The 18,465-nt window shown below is 68.1% G+C and carries 20 protein-coding genes; 14 read left to right on the plus strand and 6 right to left on the minus strand.

Features of this window, described 5'->3' with window-relative positions; all coding sequences use genetic code 11:
- Nucleotide 1: 1 nt before the first annotated feature.
- The 3 genes from ON40_RS04215 to ON40_RS56475 all read right to left on the minus strand — a co-directional run bounded on the left by ON40_RS04215 (nucleotide 2) and on the right by ON40_RS56475 (nucleotide 3,643).
- Nucleotides 2-997, minus strand: coding sequence for a helix-turn-helix domain-containing protein (locus ON40_RS04215; protein ID WP_040818599.1), 996 nt, complete (start codon nucleotides 995-997; stop codon nucleotides 2-4).
- Nucleotides 998-1,015: 18 nt separating this feature from the next.
- Nucleotides 1,016-2,017, minus strand: coding sequence for an alpha/beta hydrolase (locus ON40_RS04220; RefSeq protein WP_040818601.1), 1,002 nt, complete (start codon nucleotides 2,015-2,017; stop codon nucleotides 1,016-1,018).
- 177 nt (nucleotides 2,018-2,194) lie between these two features.
- Nucleotides 2,195-3,643 (minus strand): MinD/ParA family ATP-binding protein, encoded by a 1,449-nt coding sequence (locus ON40_RS56475; RefSeq protein WP_063712943.1) that lies wholly within the window; start codon nucleotides 3,641-3,643, stop codon nucleotides 2,195-2,197.
- Nucleotides 3,644-4,844: 1,201 nt separating this feature from the next.
- On the opposite strand from ON40_RS56475, the gene ON40_RS04230 reads away from it, so the two are divergent.
- From ON40_RS04230 to truA, 9 genes are all read left to right on the plus strand, one after another.
- Nucleotides 4,845-6,095 carry an MFS transporter gene (locus ON40_RS04230; protein ID WP_040818604.1) on the plus strand — a complete coding sequence of 417 codons (1,251 nt, stop codon included), beginning with the start codon at nucleotides 4,845-4,847 and terminating at the stop codon, nucleotides 6,093-6,095.
- 274 nt (nucleotides 6,096-6,369) lie between these two features.
- Nucleotides 6,370-6,591 carry a translation initiation factor IF-1 gene (gene infA / locus ON40_RS04235; RefSeq protein WP_040804562.1) on the plus strand — a complete coding sequence of 74 codons (222 nt, stop codon included), beginning with the start codon at nucleotides 6,370-6,372 and terminating at the stop codon, nucleotides 6,589-6,591.
- A gap of 94 nt (nucleotides 6,592-6,685) precedes the next feature.
- Nucleotides 6,686-6,799 (plus strand): 50S ribosomal protein L36, encoded by a 114-nt coding sequence (rpmJ, locus tag ON40_RS04240; protein ID WP_040818798.1) that lies wholly within the window; start codon nucleotides 6,686-6,688, stop codon nucleotides 6,797-6,799.
- 222 nt (nucleotides 6,800-7,021) lie between these two features.
- Entirely contained in the window at nucleotides 7,022-7,396 is a 375-nt protein-coding gene (gene rpsM, locus ON40_RS04245) for a 30S ribosomal protein S13 (RefSeq protein WP_040818606.1), read from the plus strand.
- A gap of 12 nt (nucleotides 7,397-7,408) precedes the next feature.
- On the plus strand, nucleotides 7,409-7,822 hold the full coding sequence (rpsK, locus tag ON40_RS04250) for a 30S ribosomal protein S11 (RefSeq protein WP_040818607.1): 414 nt from the start codon (nucleotides 7,409-7,411) through the stop codon (nucleotides 7,820-7,822).
- 21 nt (nucleotides 7,823-7,843) lie between these two features.
- Nucleotides 7,844-8,449 (plus strand): 30S ribosomal protein S4, encoded by a 606-nt coding sequence (rpsD, locus tag ON40_RS04255; protein WP_040818609.1) that lies wholly within the window; start codon nucleotides 7,844-7,846, stop codon nucleotides 8,447-8,449.
- A gap of 107 nt (nucleotides 8,450-8,556) precedes the next feature.
- A complete protein-coding gene (locus tag ON40_RS04260; RefSeq protein WP_040818611.1) occupies nucleotides 8,557-9,615 on the plus strand; it encodes a DNA-directed RNA polymerase subunit alpha in 1,059 nt (352 codons plus the stop codon).
- Between the two features lie 47 nt (nucleotides 9,616-9,662).
- Nucleotides 9,663-10,166 carry a 50S ribosomal protein L17 gene (rplQ, locus tag ON40_RS04265; protein ID WP_040818613.1) on the plus strand — a complete coding sequence of 168 codons (504 nt, stop codon included), beginning with the start codon at nucleotides 9,663-9,665 and terminating at the stop codon, nucleotides 10,164-10,166.
- Between the two features lie 85 nt (nucleotides 10,167-10,251).
- Nucleotides 10,252-11,094: a tRNA pseudouridine(38-40) synthase TruA gene (gene truA, locus ON40_RS04270; protein ID WP_245567663.1), complete on the plus strand. Its 843-nt coding sequence runs from the start codon at nucleotides 10,252-10,254 to the stop codon at nucleotides 11,092-11,094.
- Between the two features lie 8 nt (nucleotides 11,095-11,102).
- Here truA and ON40_RS04275 read toward each other — a convergent pair whose 3' ends face one another.
- Nucleotides 11,103-11,765 carry a respiratory nitrate reductase subunit gamma gene (locus ON40_RS04275; RefSeq protein WP_040818616.1) on the minus strand — a complete coding sequence of 221 codons (663 nt, stop codon included), beginning with the start codon at nucleotides 11,763-11,765 and terminating at the stop codon, nucleotides 11,103-11,105.
- Nucleotides 11,766-11,976: 211 nt separating this feature from the next.
- Here ON40_RS04275 and ON40_RS04280 point away from each other — a divergent pair, with 211 nt between their 5' ends.
- Nucleotides 11,977-12,834 (plus strand): hypothetical protein, encoded by an 858-nt coding sequence (locus ON40_RS04280; RefSeq protein WP_083895393.1) that lies wholly within the window; start codon nucleotides 11,977-11,979, stop codon nucleotides 12,832-12,834.
- A 53-nt stretch (nucleotides 12,835-12,887) separates the two neighbouring features.
- Entirely contained in the window at nucleotides 12,888-13,712 is an 825-nt protein-coding gene (locus ON40_RS04285) for an LLM class F420-dependent oxidoreductase (protein WP_040818618.1), read from the plus strand.
- A gap of 129 nt (nucleotides 13,713-13,841) precedes the next feature.
- Here the strand turns inward: ON40_RS04285 and ON40_RS04290 are convergent, their stop codons facing one another.
- On the minus strand, nucleotides 13,842-14,177 hold the full coding sequence (locus ON40_RS04290; RefSeq protein WP_372460088.1) for a metal-sensitive transcriptional regulator: 336 nt from the start codon (nucleotides 14,175-14,177) through the stop codon (nucleotides 13,842-13,844).
- 125 nt (nucleotides 14,178-14,302) lie between these two features.
- On the opposite strand from ON40_RS04290, the gene ON40_RS04295 reads away from it, so the two are divergent.
- The gene (locus ON40_RS04295; protein WP_040818620.1) at nucleotides 14,303-15,112 is read left to right on the plus strand and encodes an S-methyl-5'-thioadenosine phosphorylase; all 810 of its coding nucleotides are present in this window, start codon (nucleotides 14,303-14,305) and stop codon (nucleotides 15,110-15,112) included.
- Between the two features lie 87 nt (nucleotides 15,113-15,199).
- Nucleotides 15,200-16,360, plus strand: a complete 1,161-nt coding sequence (locus tag ON40_RS04300; RefSeq protein ID WP_040818621.1) for an NAD-dependent epimerase/dehydratase family protein — start codon at nucleotides 15,200-15,202, stop codon at nucleotides 16,358-16,360.
- Nucleotides 16,361-16,368: 8 nt separating this feature from the next.
- Here the strand turns inward: ON40_RS04300 and ON40_RS04305 are convergent, their stop codons facing one another.
- Entirely contained in the window at nucleotides 16,369-17,370 is a 1,002-nt protein-coding gene (locus ON40_RS04305) for a GAF domain-containing protein (protein WP_306305372.1), read from the minus strand.
- A gap of 421 nt (nucleotides 17,371-17,791) precedes the next feature.
- Here ON40_RS04305 and ON40_RS04310 point away from each other — a divergent pair, with 421 nt between their 5' ends.
- Nucleotides 17,792-18,352, plus strand: coding sequence for an NADPH-dependent FMN reductase (locus ON40_RS04310; protein WP_040818623.1), 561 nt, complete (start codon nucleotides 17,792-17,794; stop codon nucleotides 18,350-18,352).
- Nucleotides 18,353-18,465: the final 113 nt, after the last annotated feature.

Raw genomic sequence — 18,465 nt, forward strand, 5'->3', positions numbered from 1 at the left:
CTCACCGAGCGGCGAGGATGCGACGCATCACCAAGGCGAGTTGGGCGCGCTGTTTTCCACGCTGGCTCAACACATTCCAGCCCAAGACCCGATCGGCTCGGGCAGCGCGCTCCTGCACCGTGGAGTGGTGCAGATGCAGGACGCTCGCGGCGTCTCGCACGCTGTTGGTGGTGCTGATCGCGTGCAGGGTCTCCAACATCCACGCGGTGGTGGCGGCCGCGTCCTCCAGCGCCATGACATCCGCCGGTGGCGTCTCGTCCGGACGGATACTCGCGGCGAGGACGAGCAGGGTGCCGGTTTCCTCGGCGAGGACCACGCGATCGCCCGGATCCTGTTGTGTGCCTTCGGCTGTCAGCCTGCGCGCCGAGCGGGCCTGCCGCCACGACGCCGCGGCTGCTCGCGCGGGCACGATCGGACCGATACCCGCACGTCCGGCGCCGATCGCGGTGCGGGCATCGTCGATCGACGACGCGAGCAACGGAGTGTCGTCGGCCGTGGCCACGACGCACAGCGGAGTCGTGGCGGTCAGCCCGAGTCCGCGCAGGGCGGCGTCGCGGGCCGCGTCGTCCGGATCGTCGGCCAGTAGCGCCTGTATCCATCCTGCCCGGCGCTGCTCGGGGGTGTCCGAGGTGCGGCCGAGCATGGTCGCCGCGGCCAGCAGCGCCCGTTCGAGGACGAGTGCGTCGAATCCGCCCTCGACGGGTTCGGCACGCTCCAGCCACATTTCGAGCGAACCATCGCCCGCGGCGACCCGCGGCCATGTGTGCGCGGCCTCGGGTTCCGGCGCCGTGAACGTCCCATCGGGAAGAACCCGCCAACTGTTGCCGTGCGTTCGATCGACGAAGCCCGCCGGGCACCCGGAAAGTATTGCGGCGCCGCGCAATACCGAACGAGAACCGGCGCGGTGCTCGACGAGCCGATCGAAATAGGCGACCACGTGCAGCGCGTTCGCCGCTTCCGGAGCGAGTGCCGAGAGGCGGATGGTGAGCTCTCGCATCGTCTTTCCTCTGTTCGGTCAGGAGTTCATGATCCTGCGCAGCCACCGAATCCGGGCGTCCTTGGTGTCCTGGGAGACCGTCGCCTGCGGAGCCAGGCCGTCGTATCCGTGGAAACCTCCGGCGAAAACGTGCAGTTCCGCCTGGCCTCCCGCGCGCCAGATATTGCCGGCGTAGGCGACCGCCTCGTCCCGGAACGTCTCCGCCGAGCCTACATCGATCAATGTCGGTGGCAGACCGGACAAGTCGGTTGCGCGCGCGGGAGCAGCGTAGGGCGAGACGTCGGGGCCGCCGCGAGACTCGCCCAGCAGCGCGGACCAGCCGATCTCGTTCGTGTGGCGGTGCCAGACGCCGCGCCCTTCGCCCTGGATCGCCGAGGGAGTGTCGTTGCGGTCGTCGAGCATCGGGCACATCAGGACCTGCGCCGCGATCGCCGGACCTTGCCGGTCCCGGGCCAGCAGCGCAGTCGCCGCGGCCAGGCCGCCGCCCGCGCTTTCCCCCGCGATGACGATTCGCGCCGGGTCGATACCGAGTTCCGCGGCGTGATCGGCAACCCAGGTCAGCCCGGTGTAGCAGTCCTCCACCGGCCCGGGGTGCGGCGTATCCGGAGCGAGCCGGTAATCGACCGAGATCAGGGTCGCGTCGAATTCGACCATCCAGTCCAGCATTTCGTCACTGATCATGCGGTTGCTGCCGAGGATCATGCCGCCGCCGTGCGTGTGGTAGAACGCCGCCGTCGGCGCCTGGGCTCGCACCGGGCGGCAGATGATCAGGGAGATCTGCGCTCCGGGCGCCCCGGGAATGAAAACCTCCTCGACGTGCAGGGCGCCCTCGCGGCTGAGGTCCTCGTTCGAGCGATCCACCAGGAGATCGCCGGCCCTGGCCCGGATCTGCGGGATGGATTCCACGCTGGTGAAGGTCGGCATGTGTGGCAGGATCACCTCCAGCGCCGCAGCGAGTTCCGGGTCGAACGGTACGGGCGGTCCGATCGGTGATGGGGTCGCGACGTCGCTGTCGGTCATGGTTCCTCCTGCTGAAAGCTGCTCGGCCCAGTCTGGCCGGAGGTCGTCACGAGCGGAACAGCCAAGCGACGGGAAAAACCCGCCATTCGGCGGGTGCTGCGGCGCCCGAACCGATTCGCGCCCGCCTCGATGCCGAGGCGGGCGCGAATTCCGTTGGTGTGGTTCGTTTTCGAACGGTCAGTAGCTGAATCTGTGGTGTTCGGTGGCAAAGTCGTCGGCGACGGTCGCGGCGAGTTCGACCAGGGCCCGCTTGGTGGTCTTGTGCAGGCGGGCCAGTTCGATTTCGGCGCCCTCGGACAGGTGGGCGTCGTACGGGATGATGTGGACGGCGCGGCAGCGGGACAGGAAGTATTCGCGCAGTTGCTGGATGCCGACGTTGGGGGAGCCGGGGCGGGGGAGGTTGATCACCACGACGGCGTTGCGGACCAGGTGGTCGTGGCCGTGCAGGGACAGCCAGTCCAGGGTGGCCGCGGCGCTGCGGGCGCCGTCGATCGCCGAGGACGAGATCAGCACCAGCGAGTGCGCCAACTCCAGCACACCGGCCATCGCCGAATGCATCAGACCGGTGCCGCAGTCGGTGAGGATGATGTTGTAGAACCGCTGCAGGATGCGTGCGACCTTGCGGTACTCGTCCTCGCTGAAGGATTCCGAGGCAGCCGGATCCCGTTCGCTGGCAAGCACTTCCAGTCGGCTGGTGCCCTGGGAGGTGTGCCGGCGGACGTCGGAGTAGGAGTTGATCGACGGGTCCAGCAGCAGATCGCGCACCGTGGAGCGGGTCTGCAACTGCACGCGCTGGGACAGCGTGCCGAAGTCCGGGTTGGCGTCCACCGCGATGACGCGGTCGCCGCGAATGGAGGAGAAGATCGAGCCGATGCCCATCGTCGTGGTCGTCTTGCCGACGCCGCCCTTGAGGGAGAGCACCGCGATCCGGTAGTCACCGCGGACCGGCTGGCGGATGCGGGCCACCAACTCCTGCAGCCGCCGCTCCTCGGCCGACATGCCGGGATTGATCGCGCCGCCGGAGATGTGGTGCACGGTGCGCCGCCATCCGGTGCCGGGAGCCTTCTTGGCCCTGCGCACCGGGACGTTGTCCAGCGAAGGCTGCTGCCCCGGCGGGTACTGCTGCTGCTGATACTGCGGCGGTTGCTGCTGGTACCGACCCTGCTGGTACTGCTGTGGATAACCCTGACCGCCCTGCCGCGGCGCCGGGGCGTTCCACTGGTTGCCCTGCATCGGCGGTTGCGCCGGAGCCCCGAAACGCGGATCGGACTGGGCCGGTCCCGGAGCTTGCGGCGAGTACTGCTCGTTCTGCGGCGCGATCGGCGGCTGCTGCGCCGCGAAGTTCGGCGCATCGGGCGGCGGAACCTGCCGGTAGTCGCCGGAAGGCGGGCGATCCCCGGAAAATCCCTGTGCGGCAGGCGGATACGGAGCCTGGGGATGCTGCTCGTCCGGGCGTCCCGCGACCACGGTTCGATCGGACTCCGGACCCGGGTGGGTCGGCGCGGGCGCATCGTATGCCTGATGCCGCCCACTGTTGGGGTCGATGCCCCGCTCGGGTGCGGCCGGAGGCTGCGCGAGCGCCTCGGGCGCGGGCGTATTCGGTTGCGGGGCAGGGGAATCGGGCAGCCGCTGCGGCGCCTCGGCATCCGGGCCCGGAGCGCCGGTATCCTCATGCGGCGCGGGCGAATCCAGCCCGGTCACCCACGCGGGCGCACTGGAATCATCGGCAGCCGGTTGTCCCTCGTGCTGCCCCGGGGGTTCGGGCAGCGGCGGCCGCTGCGGCGTCTGCTGCGGGGGAGGCGGCAGATCCGGCCGACCGCCGACCCGCACGGTCATATCACCGGCGTCACCGGACTCCGGCGTCGCGGGAGTCGAATACGCCTGCGGTGCATCGGGAATCGGCGGGCGGTTCGGGGACGGCCCGTCCGGCTGCGCCGGAGGAACCTGCGGCATCGGACCGGACTGTGGCGGCGGAAGCTGTTGCGGCGGCATCGGGCCGGGAGGCTGCGGCTGATCCTGTTGCGGCTGAACGAATTCGCCCTGCGGCATCGGCCCGGGACCGCGCTGATCGGGACCGGGGAAACCCTGGCCCGTCTGCTGCGGGCCGGTATTCGGCCGGGGACCGGGTTCGAAGCCGTTGTCGGGCTTCGGGAATCCGCCCATGGACTGCGGATTCGCCGGCTGGTGGAATTCCCCGTTGGGGCGCTGGGCGTTCGGCGAGAACTGACGCGGATCGGCCGGTGCCGCGGTCTCGTTCGGACGCACACCCTGGGACTGTGCGCTCTGCTGCGGTTCGCCCCATGTCTGCGACTCGGACTGTGGCTCACCCCACGGCCGCTGCTCGGGCGCATCGTCGGATTTGGATTTACCCTTTTTCTTGTTGCGGCCCTTGAGTCCGGGGTCGGGACGCTCGCTTTCGGCCTTGCGGCCGAATCGAGGACGCTTGGACGGCTTCTCCGAGATCAGATCCCGCTGCGGCAGGTTCTGCACGGGGGCTTCGTAGCCGGACTCCGCGCCTTCGCTCTCGGACAGCCACGGTGGCAGCATCGGGAGTTCGTTGTTACTCACAGCGCCACCTCGTCGGTGCTCGCCATGGCTGCGTGCGCTGCGTCGCCGACGTAGTCGCTGCGCTCGCTCACTGGTGTCCCCCTGGGATCTGCTCGGCCGATTACCTGGACAGTCCGCAGTTTACGCGAGCGCACCCGATGGCGAGTGATCCGCTGCTCCATCGAGCAGGGCAGGTGCGGGACCTGTGTGCGGTGTAGTCTCGGCCGGGCTCGGCGGGCGCTGTCGCCGAGGGATGTACGAGTTCAGGAGCAGGGGCGCGATGGCACAATCGGTCGATCACGAGGACGCCGGTCGCCTCGACGAACTACCGGTCCGGCCCATCCATCGCAGGCTCGTCGCACTGGTCGGCATGGGGCTGTTCTTCGATCTGTACGAACTGTTCCTGGCCGGGACGATCACCGGCGTCTTCAAAGAGCAGTTGCATCTGTCGACCTATCAGCTCAGCGGCATCCTGGCTTCGGCGTTCGTCGGCCAGTTCCTCGGCGCGCTGGTGCTGGGCCGGTTGTCGGACCTGTTCGGCCGCCGCCGGATGTTCATGATCAACATCGGCCTCTACGCGGGATTCACCCTGCTGGGCGCGTTCAGCCCGAACGTGTGGTTCCTGATGGTGACCCGAATGCTGGCCGGTCTGGGCATCGGCGCGGAGATGACCCTTGCGGACACCTATCTGTCCGAGGTGATGCCGCCGCAGGTACGCGGGCGGATGATCTCCATCGCCTACACGATCGGTTTCTGCGCCGTCCCCACGGTGGGATTCCTGGCGCGCTGGCTGGTTCCGCTCAAACCGCTGGGCCTGGACGGCTGGCGCTGGCTGTTCGTGATCGGCGGACTGGGCGCTGCGCTGGTGTTCTTCGCGCGCCGGTTCATGCCGGAATCGCCGCGCTGGGAACAACATCGAGATCGCACGGCCGAACGCACGCGCTTCGCCGAGATTCTCGCCGCGCCGCTGCGCGCCCGCACCCTGCTGTTCTCCGCGGCGATGATCCTGCAGGTCTTCGGCTACTACGGCTTCGGCACGCTGGCCGTTCTGGTGTTGCAGCACAAGGGTTTCACGGTGGTCAACTCGCTGGGGTACCTGGCGATCACCTATCTGGGCTACCCGATCGGCTCGCTGCTGGCGGTTCCGCTGATCGAGCGGATGGAACGCAAATATCTGGTGCTGGTCTCCACCGCCGCGATGGCGATCTTCGGCCTGATCTTCGGATTCGCGGTGAGCATCCCGCTGATCCTGATCTCGGGCGGGCTGTTCACCCTGGCGAGCAACGTGTTCTCCGACGCGATCCACACCTATCTGCCCGAATCGTTCCCCACCGCCGTCCGCGGCACCGCCTCGGGCACCACGTACTCGCTGTCCAAACTCAGCACCGCGATCCAGCCGTTCCTGCTGTTGCCACTGCTGGACAGTCACGGCCCGGGGTTGGTCTTCACCATCATCACCGGGGCCCTGCTGATCATGTTCGCCCTGATCAGCGTCTGGGGACCGCGCACCGGTCGAGGTCCGCTGGTCTGAGAGTCGCGGCCCCTCGCCGCAGAATCGCCTCGAGCGCGCTTCGCGCAGGGCAGAATGGACCGGTTTGGTGGGGGGAAGTAGGCACAGGTAAGCTTGGTCGGCGGTGCACCTATCCGCCGGTCGGTTCATGTTCGCATGTTGCTGTCCGGTGAGTATGGCACCAGGTCGGCGAAAGTGCACGAGAGTCGGCCGCAGAACAGACGGTGACGGCGGAGAAATCCGCCGACGAGCTGCGACCAGCAAGGGTTTCAGCGCAAACGGGATCGCGGAGGATATGGCGAAGAAGGAAGGGGCCATCGAGGTCGAGGGCCGGGTCATCGAGCCGTTGCCCAATGCGATGTTCCGGATCGAGCTGGAAAATGGCCACAAGGTTCTCGCCCACATCAGCGGCAAGATGCGGCAGCACTACATTCGCATCCTCCCCGAGGATCGTGTGGTTGTGGAGCTTTCGCCGTACGACCTGACCCGCGGTCGCATCGTCTACCGCTACAAGTGATCGCCTCGGCGATCGCCCCATAGATTTCCCCGGCCGCACCGGTCGGGGAACACCTGTGTTCACAGCCGGTGAACACCGAGAAGATTGGAATGACGTGAAGGTCAACCCGAGCGTCAAGAAGATCTGCGAGAAGTGCAAGGTGATCCGCCGTAACGGCCGGGTCATGGTGATCTGCGACAACCTGCGTCACAAGCAGCGTCAGGGCTAGTCCCGGCGGGGGCGACCCCCGGTTCGCACCACCAGCCAAGCACCGAACGCGGTTCGGATTGGCACATACGAAGAACTCCCAGCGCCACACGGCATCGGCGAGCCCGCGAAATCTCCAGGGACGAGGCGGGCGGATGCCGGAACCACCCCCGGAACGGAGGCCGGGGCCCCAGACGAGGGGACGGCCAGGGAGCAGACCTCCGCAACATGAAGGAAATGCCATATGGCACGTCTGATGGGCGTCGACCTCCCGCGCGACAAGCGCATGGAGATCGCACTGACCTACATTTTCGGTATCGGTCGTACCCGCTCCAAGGAGATCCTCGCAGGCACGGGCATCAGCCCCGACCTGCGTTCGAAGGACCTCACCGACGATGACGTCACCCGGTTGCGCGATTACATCGAGGCGTCGGACCAGATCAAGGTCGAGGGTGACCTGCGCCGCGAGGTGCAGGCCGACATCCGCCGCAAGATCGAGATCGGCTGCTACCAGGGCATCCGCCACCGTCGCCACCTTCCGGTGCGCGGTCAGCGGACCAAGACCAATGCGCGTACGCGCAAGGGTCCGAAGAAGACCGTCGCCGGCAAGAAGAAGTAGGGGATATAACCGATGCCTCCGAAGAGCCGGACCTCCGGCCCCAAGAAGACCCAGAAGTCGCGGCGCAGGGACAAGAAGAACGTCCCGCACGGCCACGCGCACATCAAGTCCACGTTCAACAACACCATCGTGTCGATCACCGACCCCGAGGGCAACGTCATCTCGTGGGCGTCCTCGGGCCACGTCGGTTTCAAGGGTTCGCGCAAGTCGACCCCGTTCGCCGCGCAGCTCGCCGCCGAGAACGCTGCCCGCAAGGCGCAGGAGAACGGTGTCAAGAAGGTCGACGTGTTCGTCAAGGGCCCGGGTTCGGGCCGTGAGACCGCGATCCGCTCGCTGCAGGCCGCGGGCCTCGAGGTGGGCACGATCTCCGACGTCACCCCGCAGCCGCACAACGGCTGCCGTCCGCCCAAGCGGCGTCGCGTCTAGCGGGAAAGGAATTAGCGAAAAATGGCTCGTTATACAGGCCCCATCACCCGCAAGTCGCGTCGTCTGCGCGTCGACCTCGTCGGAGGCGACCAGGCGTTCGAGCGTCGTCCTTACCCGCCCGGCCAGCACGGCCGCGCGCGGATCAAGGAGTCCGAGTACCTGATGCAGCTGCAGGAGAAGCAGAAGGCTCGCTTCTCCTACGGCGTCATGGAGAAGCAGTTCCGCCGGTACTACGAAGAGGCGAACCGCCAGAAGGGCAAGACGGGTGACAACCTGCTGCGCCTGCTGGAGTCGCGTCTGGACAACGTCGTGTACCGCGCCGGTCTGGCTCGCACCCGTCGTCAGGCCCGTCAGCTCGTCTCGCACGGCCACTTCCTGGTGAACGGCAAGAAGGTCGATGTTCCCAGCTTCCAGGTGAGCCAGTACGACATCATCGATGTCAAGGAGAAGTCGCTGCCGACGCTGCCGTTCCAGGTGGCGCGCGAGACCATCGGCGACCGTCCGAACGCGGGCTGGCTGCAGGTCGTGCCGAACCGGCTGCGGATCCTGGTGCACCAGCTGCCCGAGCGTGCGCAGATCGATGTGCCGCTGAACGAACAGCTCATCGTCGAGTACTACTCGAAGTAAGGCGTTACACACGCCGCTGGTGGGAGGCCGTGTTCCGCGGAACGCGGTCTCCCGCAACCCCAGTCGTGGGCGTCAAATAGCGGGCGCCCCTGAAGGAGGAGATCCTCATGCTGATTTCACAGCGACCGACGCTGACCGAAGAGGTTATCGCCGAGAACCGCTCGAAGTTCACCATCGAACCGCTCGAGCCGGGCTTCGGTTACACCCTCGGCAACTCGCTGCGCCGCACCCTGCTCTCGAGCATCCCGGGCGCCGCGGTCACCAGCATCCGCATCGACGGTGTGCTGCACGAGTTCACCACCGTCCCGGGCGTGAAGGAGGATGTCACCGACATCATCCTGAACCTCAAGGGTCTGGTCGTGTCGTCCGAGGAGGACGAGCCGGTCACCATGTACGTGCGCAAGTCGGGCCCCGGCGCGGTCATCGCCGGTGACATCGTTCCCCCGGCGGGCGTGACCGTGCACAACCCGGATATGCACATCGCGACCCTGAACGACAAGGGCAAGCTGGAGATCGAGCTCGTGGTCGAGCGCGGTCGCGGTTACGTCCCGGCCGTGCAGAACAAGGCCTCGGGTGCGGAGATCGGCCGGATTCCGGTCGACTCGATCTACTCTCCGGTGCTGAAGGTGACCTACAAGGTCGAGGCGACCCGTGTCGAGCAGCGTACCGACTTCGACCGGCTCATCCTGGACGTCGAGACCAAGAACTCGATCTCCCCGCGGGATGCGCTGGCGTCGGCCGGTAAGACCCTGGTCGAGCTGTTCGGTCTGGCGCGTGAGCTCAATGTCGAGGCCGAGGGCATCGAGATCGGGCCCAGCCCGGCCGAGGCGGATCACATCGCCTCGTTCGCGCTGCCGATCGAGGACCTGGACCTGACCGTGCGTTCGTACAACTGCCTCAAGCGCGAGGGTGTGCACACCGTGGGTGAGCTGGTCGCGCGCACCGAGTCGGATCTGTTGGACATCCGCAACTTCGGGCAGAAGTCCATCGACGAGGTCAAGGTCAAGCTGCACTCGCTGGGTCTGTCGCTCAAGGACAGCCCGGCCTCCTTCGATCCTTCCAGCGTCGTCGGCTACGACGCCGCCACGGGTACCTGGAGCGACAGCGGCACGTTCAGCGACACCGACAACGGCGAGCAGGACTACGCCGAAACCGAACAGCTCTAGGCCGTACGGGGCAGCGTCCCCGGGGCCTTCCCAAAGGAGAACAACCAATGCCCAAGCCCAAGAAGGGTGCTCGCTTCGGCGGGTCGGCGTCGCACCAGAAGGCGATCTTCGCCAATCTGGCGCAGGCGCTCTTCGAGCACGGTCGGATCACGACCACCGAGGCCAAGGCCAAGGCGCTGCGCCCGTACGCCGAGAAGCTCGTCACCAAGGCGAAGGCCGGCTCGCTGGCCGACCGCCGCGAGGTGCTCAAGGTCATCCGCAACAAGGATGTCGTGCACGAGCTCTTCGCGACCATCGGACCGTCGTTCGAGGGGCGCGAGGGTGGTTACACCCGGATCATCAAGACCGTCCCCCGCAAGGGTGACAACGCGCCGATGGCGATCATCGAGCTGGTCCGGGAGAAGACCGTGACCAACGAGGCCGATCGTGCCCGTCGGGTCGCCGCGTCGCAGAAGGCCAAGTCCGAGGAGGCCCCCAAGGCCGACGAGGCTGCCGAGACCGAGGCTCCGGCCGAGGCCGCTGCCGAAGAGGCTGCCACCGAGGAAGCCTGACCGCTGCGTCGGATCCATGCGCGAGCCCGCCGTCCCCTCCGGGTCGGCGGGCTTCGTTCATGTTAACCAGGAGATCGCTGTGACCATGTCCGATTCGCCCGAGCGAACCGTCTCGATTCGGGTACGGCTGGATATCTCCTATGACGGCACCGATTTCACCGGGTGGGCACGTCAGCCGGGTCTGCGCACGGTGCAGGGCGTGTTGGAGGAGTCGCTGGGCAAGGTGCTGCGGGAGCCGGTCCAGCTGACCGTCGCGGGCCGCACCGACGCCGGAGTGCACGCCGAAGGGCAGGTCGCGCATTTCGATACCACCGCCGAAATTGATGCTGGTAAGTTGCTGCACCGACTCGCGCGGTTCCTGCCGAAGGATGTGCGGGTCACCGGGATCCGGCCCGCGCCCGCGGACTTCGACGCCCGCTTCTCGGCGATCCGCCGCCACTACGTCTACCGGCTGACCACCGCGCCGTACGGTGCGTCGCCGTTGCAGGCCCGCAGTGTGGTCCCGTGCCGTCCGGTGGACCTGGACGCGATGCGCGAGGCATCGCGAAACCTGTTGGGCCTGCACGATTTCGCCGCATTCTGCCGCCGTCGCGAAGGTGCGACCACCGTGCGCGAACTCCAGCGTTTCGACTGGGATCGGACCGGCGACCTGTTGACCGCCCATGTCACCGCCGACGCGTTCTGCTGGTCGATGGTCCGCAGCCTGGTCGGCGGTGCCCTGGCGGTGGGCGAGGGCCGCCGCACTCCCGACTGGCTGGCCTCCCTGCTCGACGAACGCAGCCGTTCCAGCTCCGTCACGGTGGCTCCGGCGCACGGCCTGAGCCTCATCGCCGTCGACTACCCCGCCGACCAGGACCTGGCCACCCGCAACGCCCAGACCCGAGAAATCCGGACCGTGCCGAGTGCCGGGGGTTGCTGCGGAGAGTGACCCGCAGGTCAATTCGCTTGGCGGACAGCTGATGTCAGTGCGGTGGCGAGTCTGCGGATGCCGTGTCCGATCGGCCGCAGGAACAGTCCGGCGAGTCTGGTGTAGGGCCACAGGGCGATGGCCAGGATGACCGTGAGCCCTCTGACCCGGTAGAGCAGCGGGGCGTGGGCCATGACGCCGGGTTGGGGGTCGAAGCTGCACAGGGAGGGGAACCAGACGAACAGGGTGTGCTCGGAAATGTCCTGGGAACCGGTGGATTTCGGGTCGAAGATCACCAGGACGCCGGACAGGACCGCCGCGGCCAGGATCGGCAGCGTGATGCGGTCGACGATGGTGACCGGGCGGGTGGAACCGTTCACCATGGCGGGCAACAACAGCAGCACCGCGCCGGTCGAGGCGATCGGCGCGGCGATCGCCTCGCTGATGAGGGCGACCTGCGAGACGCTGACGGAGAAGCCGAAATGTGTACGGCTGAGCAGTATTCGGCCGATCCGGGGGAGCAGCACCACCAGGATGCCGATCCGGAACAGCCACAAGCCGGTGCGCGAGATGTCGGTGCGACCGCCGGCGACGCCGGAGCGGAATCGATCGTGCCGCCAGCGCCACCAGTGGCCCACGCCGAAGGAGGCGAAAGCGAGGTAGGGGACGACCAGCCAAACCAGGGTTGTCATGAAAATTCTCGGTGCCTCCGGAGGCGACCATCCTGGTTCGCCAGATCGTGGCAAGCCTATGTCCTCGTGCTCGCAGCAGGGCGGAATCCGAAGTGGCGGCAGGAAATGTCCGATAGCCGCTAGCGTGAGCGGATGTGTTCCGACTGCCTGCGCCGACTCGCTCCACGGGGTGTTCGTGCGCCGGCGGGAGGAGATGGCAGACTCGGCTCTCATGAGTCCGGTGAGCCGTGGTCGTAAGGGCAAGGAGAACAAGCGAGGCGAGGTGCGCCGAGGCGGCGCCGACGTCGTCGAGGCCGACGATCTCGGCGTTGCCGAGATGATGGCCGAGGTCGACGCTCGGATAACGGAATTCGAGCAGGTGGACGAGCCGGTCGACGGCGAGTATCTGGCGGCGGGGCTGCTGGCGGTCGGATACGGGGAGAGCGCGGACTACCTGGACGTGTTCGTGCGCCTGTTCGTCGACCGGGCCGAGGAATTGGCGACGCCGGGTGCGCTGGCCTTCCTGCGCTGCGTCACCGCCCTGATCGCCGAGCCCTCGCGCACGGTGGCGCAGGAGGCCGCCGATCGGCTCGCCGCGGCCGGTGTCGTCCCGGCCGCCTGGGTGCCCGAACTGGACGAACCGCTCACCGCGGGCGAATTCGTCCGCTGGCCCGATATGGACGGCACGGGCGCGACGTTGTTCGGCAGCTTCGCGCGGGCGGGTCGCACGGACGGGTTCCTGATCTTCGTCGACGACGAGAACTGCGGTGCCGCATACGATCTGGCCCCGTTCGTCGGCGAGGGACTGACCGAGTCGCGGCGGCTCACCGATGAACAGGAACCCGCCGACGAGGAACCCATGACCGCCGGTGAATTCCGCTGGCACGTGCACGCCGCGCTGGACGCTCGCGCCCTGCACGATCGCGCCGCGCGCGAGGCGGGCGTGGAACTGGAGGAGCCCGAGGAGGACGACGCGATTCCGCACGAGGTCGCCGAGGTGGTCGTGCGGGCACGGCTGCAGATCCTGCCCGTCGCGGCGAAACCGCTCCCGATCCATGTGCATCCGGAATTCGAGGCGGGGCTGGTGTAGCCGGTCCCCACCGGGGCGGAATACGTGCCGGAGTGTCGCGGTTCACAACCGATATGACGATTCGTGGACTCGGCCGGTTCGGGGTGTGGCGCTACTACGGGGCAGTGACTCCGGACGAGGCGAAGGAGTTGGAAGGTCTGGGGTACGGCTCGATCTGGCTGGGTGGATCGCCCGCCGCCGAGCTGCCGGTGGTGGAGTCGCTGCTGGAGGCGACCGAGAACCTCGTCATCGGCACCAGCATCGTGAACGTGTGGAGCGCGGCCGCGGCGGAGACCGCGGAGTCGTTCCATCGCATCGACAAGCGTTTTCCGGGGCGTTTCATCCTCGGTATCGGTATCGGGCACCCGGAGCACGACAACGACTACCGCAAGCCCTACGACGTCCTGGTGGACTACATCGACGTCCTGGACAAGGCCGGTGTGCCCAAACAGCAGACAGCCCTGGCCGCACTCGGCCCGCGGGTGCTGAAGCTCTCCGGCGACCGCACCGCGGGCGCGCTCCCGTACCTGACCATCCCGCAGCACACCCGCGAGGCCCGCGAGATCCTGGGGCCGGACGCGCTGCTGGTCGCCGAGCAGAAGATCGTCCTGGACACCGATCCGGCCACTGCCCGCCCGACCGGCCGCGACGTGGTGAAGTTCTACCTCGGCCTGCGCAACTACGTGTCCAATCTGCGCCGTCTCGGCTTCAGCGAAGAGGATCTCACCGCACCCGGCAGTGACAGGTTGATCGACGCGTTGGCGCTGCACGGCACCGCCGAGCAGATCGCCGCGGGCCTGACCGAGCACCTCGCCGCCGGAGCCGACACCGTCGCCATCCAGGCTCTGGGCAACGACTACATGGGCACTCTGCGGACGTTGGCCGCCGCGCTCGGCTGAGGCCGCCGCACGCTGCACCGCATCCGCACCTGACGCGAACCCCGCAAGGGTGCGGATGCGGGGGGTGCAGTCTCTACGGAATCGGTGGCGGTTATCGGTGATGGTCCGGAAGCCGCCCGGACCGCTCGCTCAGGACCGCACGAGGCGGGCGATGGCGTCGGTGGCCTCTTTGATCTTCTCGTCGGCCTCGGGTCCGCCGCGCACGGCCGCGTCGACGACGCAGTGGCTGATGTGGTCCTCGAGCAGTCCCATCGCCACCGCCTGCAGGGCCTTGGTCATGGCCGAGACCTGGGTGAGGATGTCGATGCAGTACTGCTCCTGCTCGACCATGCGCTGCAGGCCGCGGGCCTGGCCCTCGATGCGGCGCAGCCGCTTGAGGTAGTCGTCCTTGGCGGTGATGTACCCGTGGCCGGCATGATCGTGACCCGACGTGGTCTCCGCCGTGGTGATGTCGTCCTCGGTCACCGGATCGCCCTCTTCTCCCAGCCCGTCGAGCCTGCCGTCTGTGATACCCCACCAGGGTACAGGCTGGTGGCAGTGGTCGCGCCCCGGTTTCCGCCCGGGACCCGGGGGTGCGCGAGAATCGGCGCATGAGTTCGGTTCCCCGGCCCGCGCTGGCCATCATCGGCGGCAGCGGCTTCTACGATTTCTTCGGCGACGACGCGGTGAGCCTCGAGGTCGACACACCCTACGGTGCGCCGAGTGCGCCGATCACCGTCGGGCAGGTCGAGGGGCGGCAGGTCGCATTCCTCCCGCGCCACGGCCGCAAACACGAATTCTCCCCACACACCGTGCCCTACCAGGCGAATCTGTGGGCGTTGCGTTCGATCGGCGTGCGGCGGATCCTCGCGCCCTGCGCGGTGGGCAGCCTGCACGCGGACTGGGGGCCCGGGACGGTCGCGGTGCCCGATCAACTCGTCGACCGCACGTCCGGGCGGCCGCAGACCTTTTTCGACAACGGCGGAGTCCACGTCTCCTTCGCCGACCCCTACTGCGATGAACTGCGCGGTGCGGCAATCGGATCCGCGGTTCCCGAACTGCCGCTGCAATCGACCGCGACGATGGTCGTGGTGCAGGGGCCCAGGTTCTCCACCCGCGCCGAGAGCCGCTGGTTCGCCGCGCAGGGCTGGGAACTGGTGAACATGACCGGATTCCCGGAGGCGGTCCTGGCCCGCGAGCTCGAAATGTGTTACGCGGCAATCGCCCTGGTGACCGATCTGGATGCCGGTCTGGAGGCGGGCGAAGGCGTCAGCGCGGCGGCGGTTTTCGCCGCGTTCGAGCAGAATCTGGTGCCGTTCAAGGGACTCGTGCGCAACGCGATCGCGGCGGTCGAGGGCACGGACACCTGTGCGCGGTGTCGTGTCCATGCCGGTGTCACCCTGCCGTTCGAACTACCCTGAGGTGATGGGTGCACCGTCGCAGGCTTCGGTTCCGGCGGCGGTCGCGCCGATCTTCCTGCGGGGGATTCGCGGGCCGATGGAGATGACATGCGGGTAATGCTGACCGGGGCTGCGGGATTCATCGGACTGCACGTGCGCAGCGCCCTCGCCGACGCCGGGCACGAGGTGGTCGCGCTGGACGCGCTGCTCGACACCGTGCACGGGCCCGATCCGACTCCGCCCGAGGGCATCGTGCGTGCGGACATCCGCGATCCGGACGCGCTGGACCCGCTGCTGCGCGGTATCGATGTGGTCGTGCATCTGGCTGCCGCGATTCCGCCGGGTTCCTCGGCCGTGGGCGGGGCCGGCTCGTCGATGGGAGTGCAGGGGCCGCCCGGACTGCCGCGGCAGAACACCGGTTCGGAGCCGGGCACGGGCGCGACGAGTGTGGTGCGGCCGGGTGGTCCCAGTGTTCAGCGCGCCCCGATGTACGCCGCGCACAACGACTTCGGCACCGCGGTCCTGCTGGCCGCGATGGAGCGCGCCGGAGTCCGGCGGCTGGTGCTCGCCTCCTCGGTGTCGGTGTACGGGGAGGGGCGCTATCGCGGGCTGCGCAGCGGGCCGTTCTTCCCGGGGGTGCGCCGCCGGGGCGATCTGGACCGCGGGATGTTCGACCATCGCGCGCCGCGGTCGGGGGAGATCCTGACCTGGGAGCCGGTCGGCGAGGATGCCCCGCTGCGGCCCCGCACCGGTTATGCGGCGAGCAAGGCGGCCCAGGAGAACTACGCGATGGCCTGGGGCGCGGCCACCGGCGCGGGCGTCACGGTGCTGCGGTATCACCACGTGTACGGCGACCCGATGCACGAGAATGCCGCGCTGAGTGCGCATTCCGGAGTCGCGGCGCGATTTCGTGCGGAACTGGCGGCCGGACGAGCGCCCTACGTGTTCGAGGACGGCGGGCAGGTGCGGGATTTCGTGCACGTCCGCGATATCGCGGACGCCACCGCCGCGGTGGTGGCGCGCCCGCTGTCCGGATTCGTCCCGCTCAATATCGCCTCCGGCCATCCGATCACGCTGTGGGAAGTGGCCTCGATCATGTCCCGGGCCCGCAGTGGCCCGAATCCCGTGGTGAGCGGACAGTATCGGATCACCGACGCCCGGCATATCGTCGCCGATCCGCAACGTGCCCGTCGCACAGTCGATTTCACCGCCGCAGTGCCTCCCGAACAAGGACTGGCCGAGTACGCCGCGACCGCCGTGCACCCCTGAACGGGTCGTCAGAGCACCTCGAAACGGACCAGGGCGAAACGGGGCCGGCCCTCGTCGAGGGCGCCGTGCGGGAGGGGACTGATCTCCGCGTCGACCCGCAGCCAGCCGCCGTCCGTGGCGGCCAGGCGCAATCCGGGCAGGGCCTGGTTGAGTTCGCCCGCCCGAACGTGGTTGCGGGCGGCGCGAATCCGTTCGAGATCGTCCGGATGGGGCAGCGTGCGCTCCTCGATGTCACCGGACCAGCGCAGGCCGGGAATCGGCCCGCTGATCCAGCGCAGCACGCGAACCTGCTCGGTGTCCACGATCGCCAGATACAGTCCCGGATTGGCGTTGACGAGGGTGTCCACCGTCGCGGCCTCGAACGACTTCTGTTGCGGTGGAACGCTGTCGGTGATGTCGACGAGCAGTCCCCGCCAGCGGCGCGGATCCTCGTCGTCGCTGCGGGCCGCGGTCATCAGGGTGCGCAGGCCGCCAGGGATGCGGACGGTCATCTCGCCCAGCCAGCGCGCGCCCGGCACCGCCTGTGCCATGGTCGCCACCCAGTCGAGCGCGTCGTCGAAACGTTCGACGTATTCGAAGGTCTCGGTCCCCGTCCACACCGTGCGGCCGCGGTCGAAGTCCGGTCCGAGCCCGGTGGAGACGACCTCGAGCCGCCGATCGTCGTCGTTGTACAGATACGGCGCCGCGGGGGTCGGCTCGGTGTCGCCCTCGCCCACCCGGACGTGCACCGCGTACACCCGATCACCCGGTCCGACGACCGGAATGGCCTGGACTCGCTGCTGTGACCAGGTGTGCCGGGATTTCGGCAGGATCCGCTCGACCGGCTCACCGGTGGCGTGGGCCGCGGCGATCGCCGGCAGCACCCGGCCGGGTACCGCGCGCGCCAACGACTTCCACTGTCGCGGTGCGGTGCCCACGGCGACCAGTGACCAACTCTCGGGCGCGCCGAGAGTCTCGATCAGCAGCCAGGCTGTAATTTTGGCCTCCGCTCCGCTCCGGCGGGGCTGAATATTCTGCCTCCGCTTCGCTCCGGCTGGCCGGGGCCCTATCAACCCCGGTCCTTCCCTCCCTCCGCTCCCCCGCTTCGCTCCTCCGCTCCACTCGGTCCAGGACCGGGGCGGGCCCCGGCCAGGTGTTGGCGTTGCCCAGGGTGAGCGGAACTCGGGCGCGTTCGGGTGGGCGTGCTGAATCGCTGGATTCCAGTTCGCCCGGTACAGGATCGTCCCTGGTGGTGGTCTGATTCAAATCGCTCGGTTGGGCCCTGGTTCCCGAGTGGTGTACCGCAGCAGGATCGTCCCTGTTGAGGTGGGTGGTTCGCAGTATCGTCGCATTGCTTGCGGTGTCCGGTCCGGACATGGGGGCGGGGCTGATTCGCCACCGTGACGGTTCGCTCGGCCGGACCGTGCTTCGACTGCGGTTAGGCTCGCTGACATGGATACTCCGCTGCGGCTCGAGGTGATCGTCGCCAGTGTGCGGCAGGGGCGGTTCGCGCCGGTCGTCGCCGACTGGTTTCTGCGGACCGCGCGGGCCGACGACCGGTTCGACGTCGGTGTCATCGATCTGCTGCACACCCCGCTGCCGACGGATCTGTCCGAGACGCCCGAAGTCGAGGCTTTTCGTGAACGCCTTTCCGCCGCAGCGGCTTTCGTCGTGGTGACTTCGGAATACAACCACGGTTACCCGGCCTCGCTGAAGACCGCCCTGGACAGTGCCAAACGCGAATGGCGCGCCAAGCCCATCGGATTCGTCGGGTACGGCGGGCTGTCGGGTGGTCTGCGGGCGATCGAACAATTGCGTCAGGTGGTGGCCGAGGTGCACATGGTCTCGATCCGCGAATCGGTCAGCTTCCATCAGGCCAAGCGCGCCTTCGACGCCGACGGCGAGACCCGCGACGGCGCGGCGATCGACGCGGCCCAGCGGCTGTTGCGCCAACTCGCTTGGTGGGCAGCGCATTTGCGGGAGGCGAGGATCGCCGACCCGTATCCGGGCTGATTCGCAGTCGGATCTGCGGCGCACGCTTCGGGTCCTTCCGAGGTGTCGGGCCGCTCGTCGCTCAGCTAAACGGACAATTGTCCGGTACGGTCGACATCGTGATCGAACGATTC

The organism is Nocardia jiangxiensis NBRC 101359, assembly GCF_000308615.1.
Classification (GTDB): Bacteria; Actinomycetota; Actinomycetes; order Mycobacteriales; family Mycobacteriaceae; genus Nocardia; species Nocardia jiangxiensis.

What these genes read in the sequence shown, in the direction of transcription:
- rpsM (WP_040818606.1), top strand. Translation starts at nt 7,022, where the DNA reads ATGGCACGTCTGATGGGCGTCGACCTCCCGCGCGACAAGCGCATGGAG.
- ON40_RS04220 (WP_040818601.1), bottom strand. Translation starts at nt 2,017, where the DNA reads ATGACCGACAGCGACGTCGCGACCCCATCACCGATCGGACCGCCCGTA.
- ON40_RS04285 (WP_040818618.1), top strand. Translation starts at nt 12,888, where the DNA reads ATGACGATTCGTGGACTCGGCCGGTTCGGGGTGTGGCGCTACTACGGG.
- rpsD (WP_040818609.1), top strand. Translation starts at nt 7,844, where the DNA reads ATGGCTCGTTATACAGGCCCCATCACCCGCAAGTCGCGTCGTCTGCGC.
- rplQ (WP_040818613.1), top strand. Translation starts at nt 9,663, where the DNA reads ATGCCCAAGCCCAAGAAGGGTGCTCGCTTCGGCGGGTCGGCGTCGCAC.
- ON40_RS04280 (WP_083895393.1), top strand. Translation starts at nt 11,977, where the DNA reads ATGAGTCCGGTGAGCCGTGGTCGTAAGGGCAAGGAGAACAAGCGAGGC.
- ON40_RS04310 (WP_040818623.1), top strand. Translation starts at nt 17,792, where the DNA reads ATGGATACTCCGCTGCGGCTCGAGGTGATCGTCGCCAGTGTGCGGCAG.
- infA (WP_040804562.1), top strand. Translation starts at nt 6,370, where the DNA reads ATGGCGAAGAAGGAAGGGGCCATCGAGGTCGAGGGCCGGGTCATCGAG.
- ON40_RS04300 (WP_040818621.1), top strand. Translation starts at nt 15,200, where the DNA reads ATGCGGGTAATGCTGACCGGGGCTGCGGGATTCATCGGACTGCACGTG.
- rpsK (WP_040818607.1), top strand. Translation starts at nt 7,409, where the DNA reads ATGCCTCCGAAGAGCCGGACCTCCGGCCCCAAGAAGACCCAGAAGTCG.
- truA (WP_245567663.1), top strand. Translation starts at nt 10,252, where the DNA reads ATGTCCGATTCGCCCGAGCGAACCGTCTCGATTCGGGTACGGCTGGAT.
- ON40_RS04275 (WP_040818616.1), bottom strand. Translation starts at nt 11,765, where the DNA reads ATGACAACCCTGGTTTGGCTGGTCGTCCCCTACCTCGCTTTCGCCTCC.
- ON40_RS04260 (WP_040818611.1), top strand. Translation starts at nt 8,557, where the DNA reads ATGCTGATTTCACAGCGACCGACGCTGACCGAAGAGGTTATCGCCGAG.
- ON40_RS04215 (WP_040818599.1), bottom strand. Translation starts at nt 997, where the DNA reads ATGCGAGAGCTCACCATCCGCCTCTCGGCACTCGCTCCGGAAGCGGCG.
- ON40_RS04230 (WP_040818604.1), top strand. Translation starts at nt 4,845, where the DNA reads ATGGCACAATCGGTCGATCACGAGGACGCCGGTCGCCTCGACGAACTA.
- ON40_RS04295 (WP_040818620.1), top strand. Translation starts at nt 14,303, where the DNA reads ATGAGTTCGGTTCCCCGGCCCGCGCTGGCCATCATCGGCGGCAGCGGC.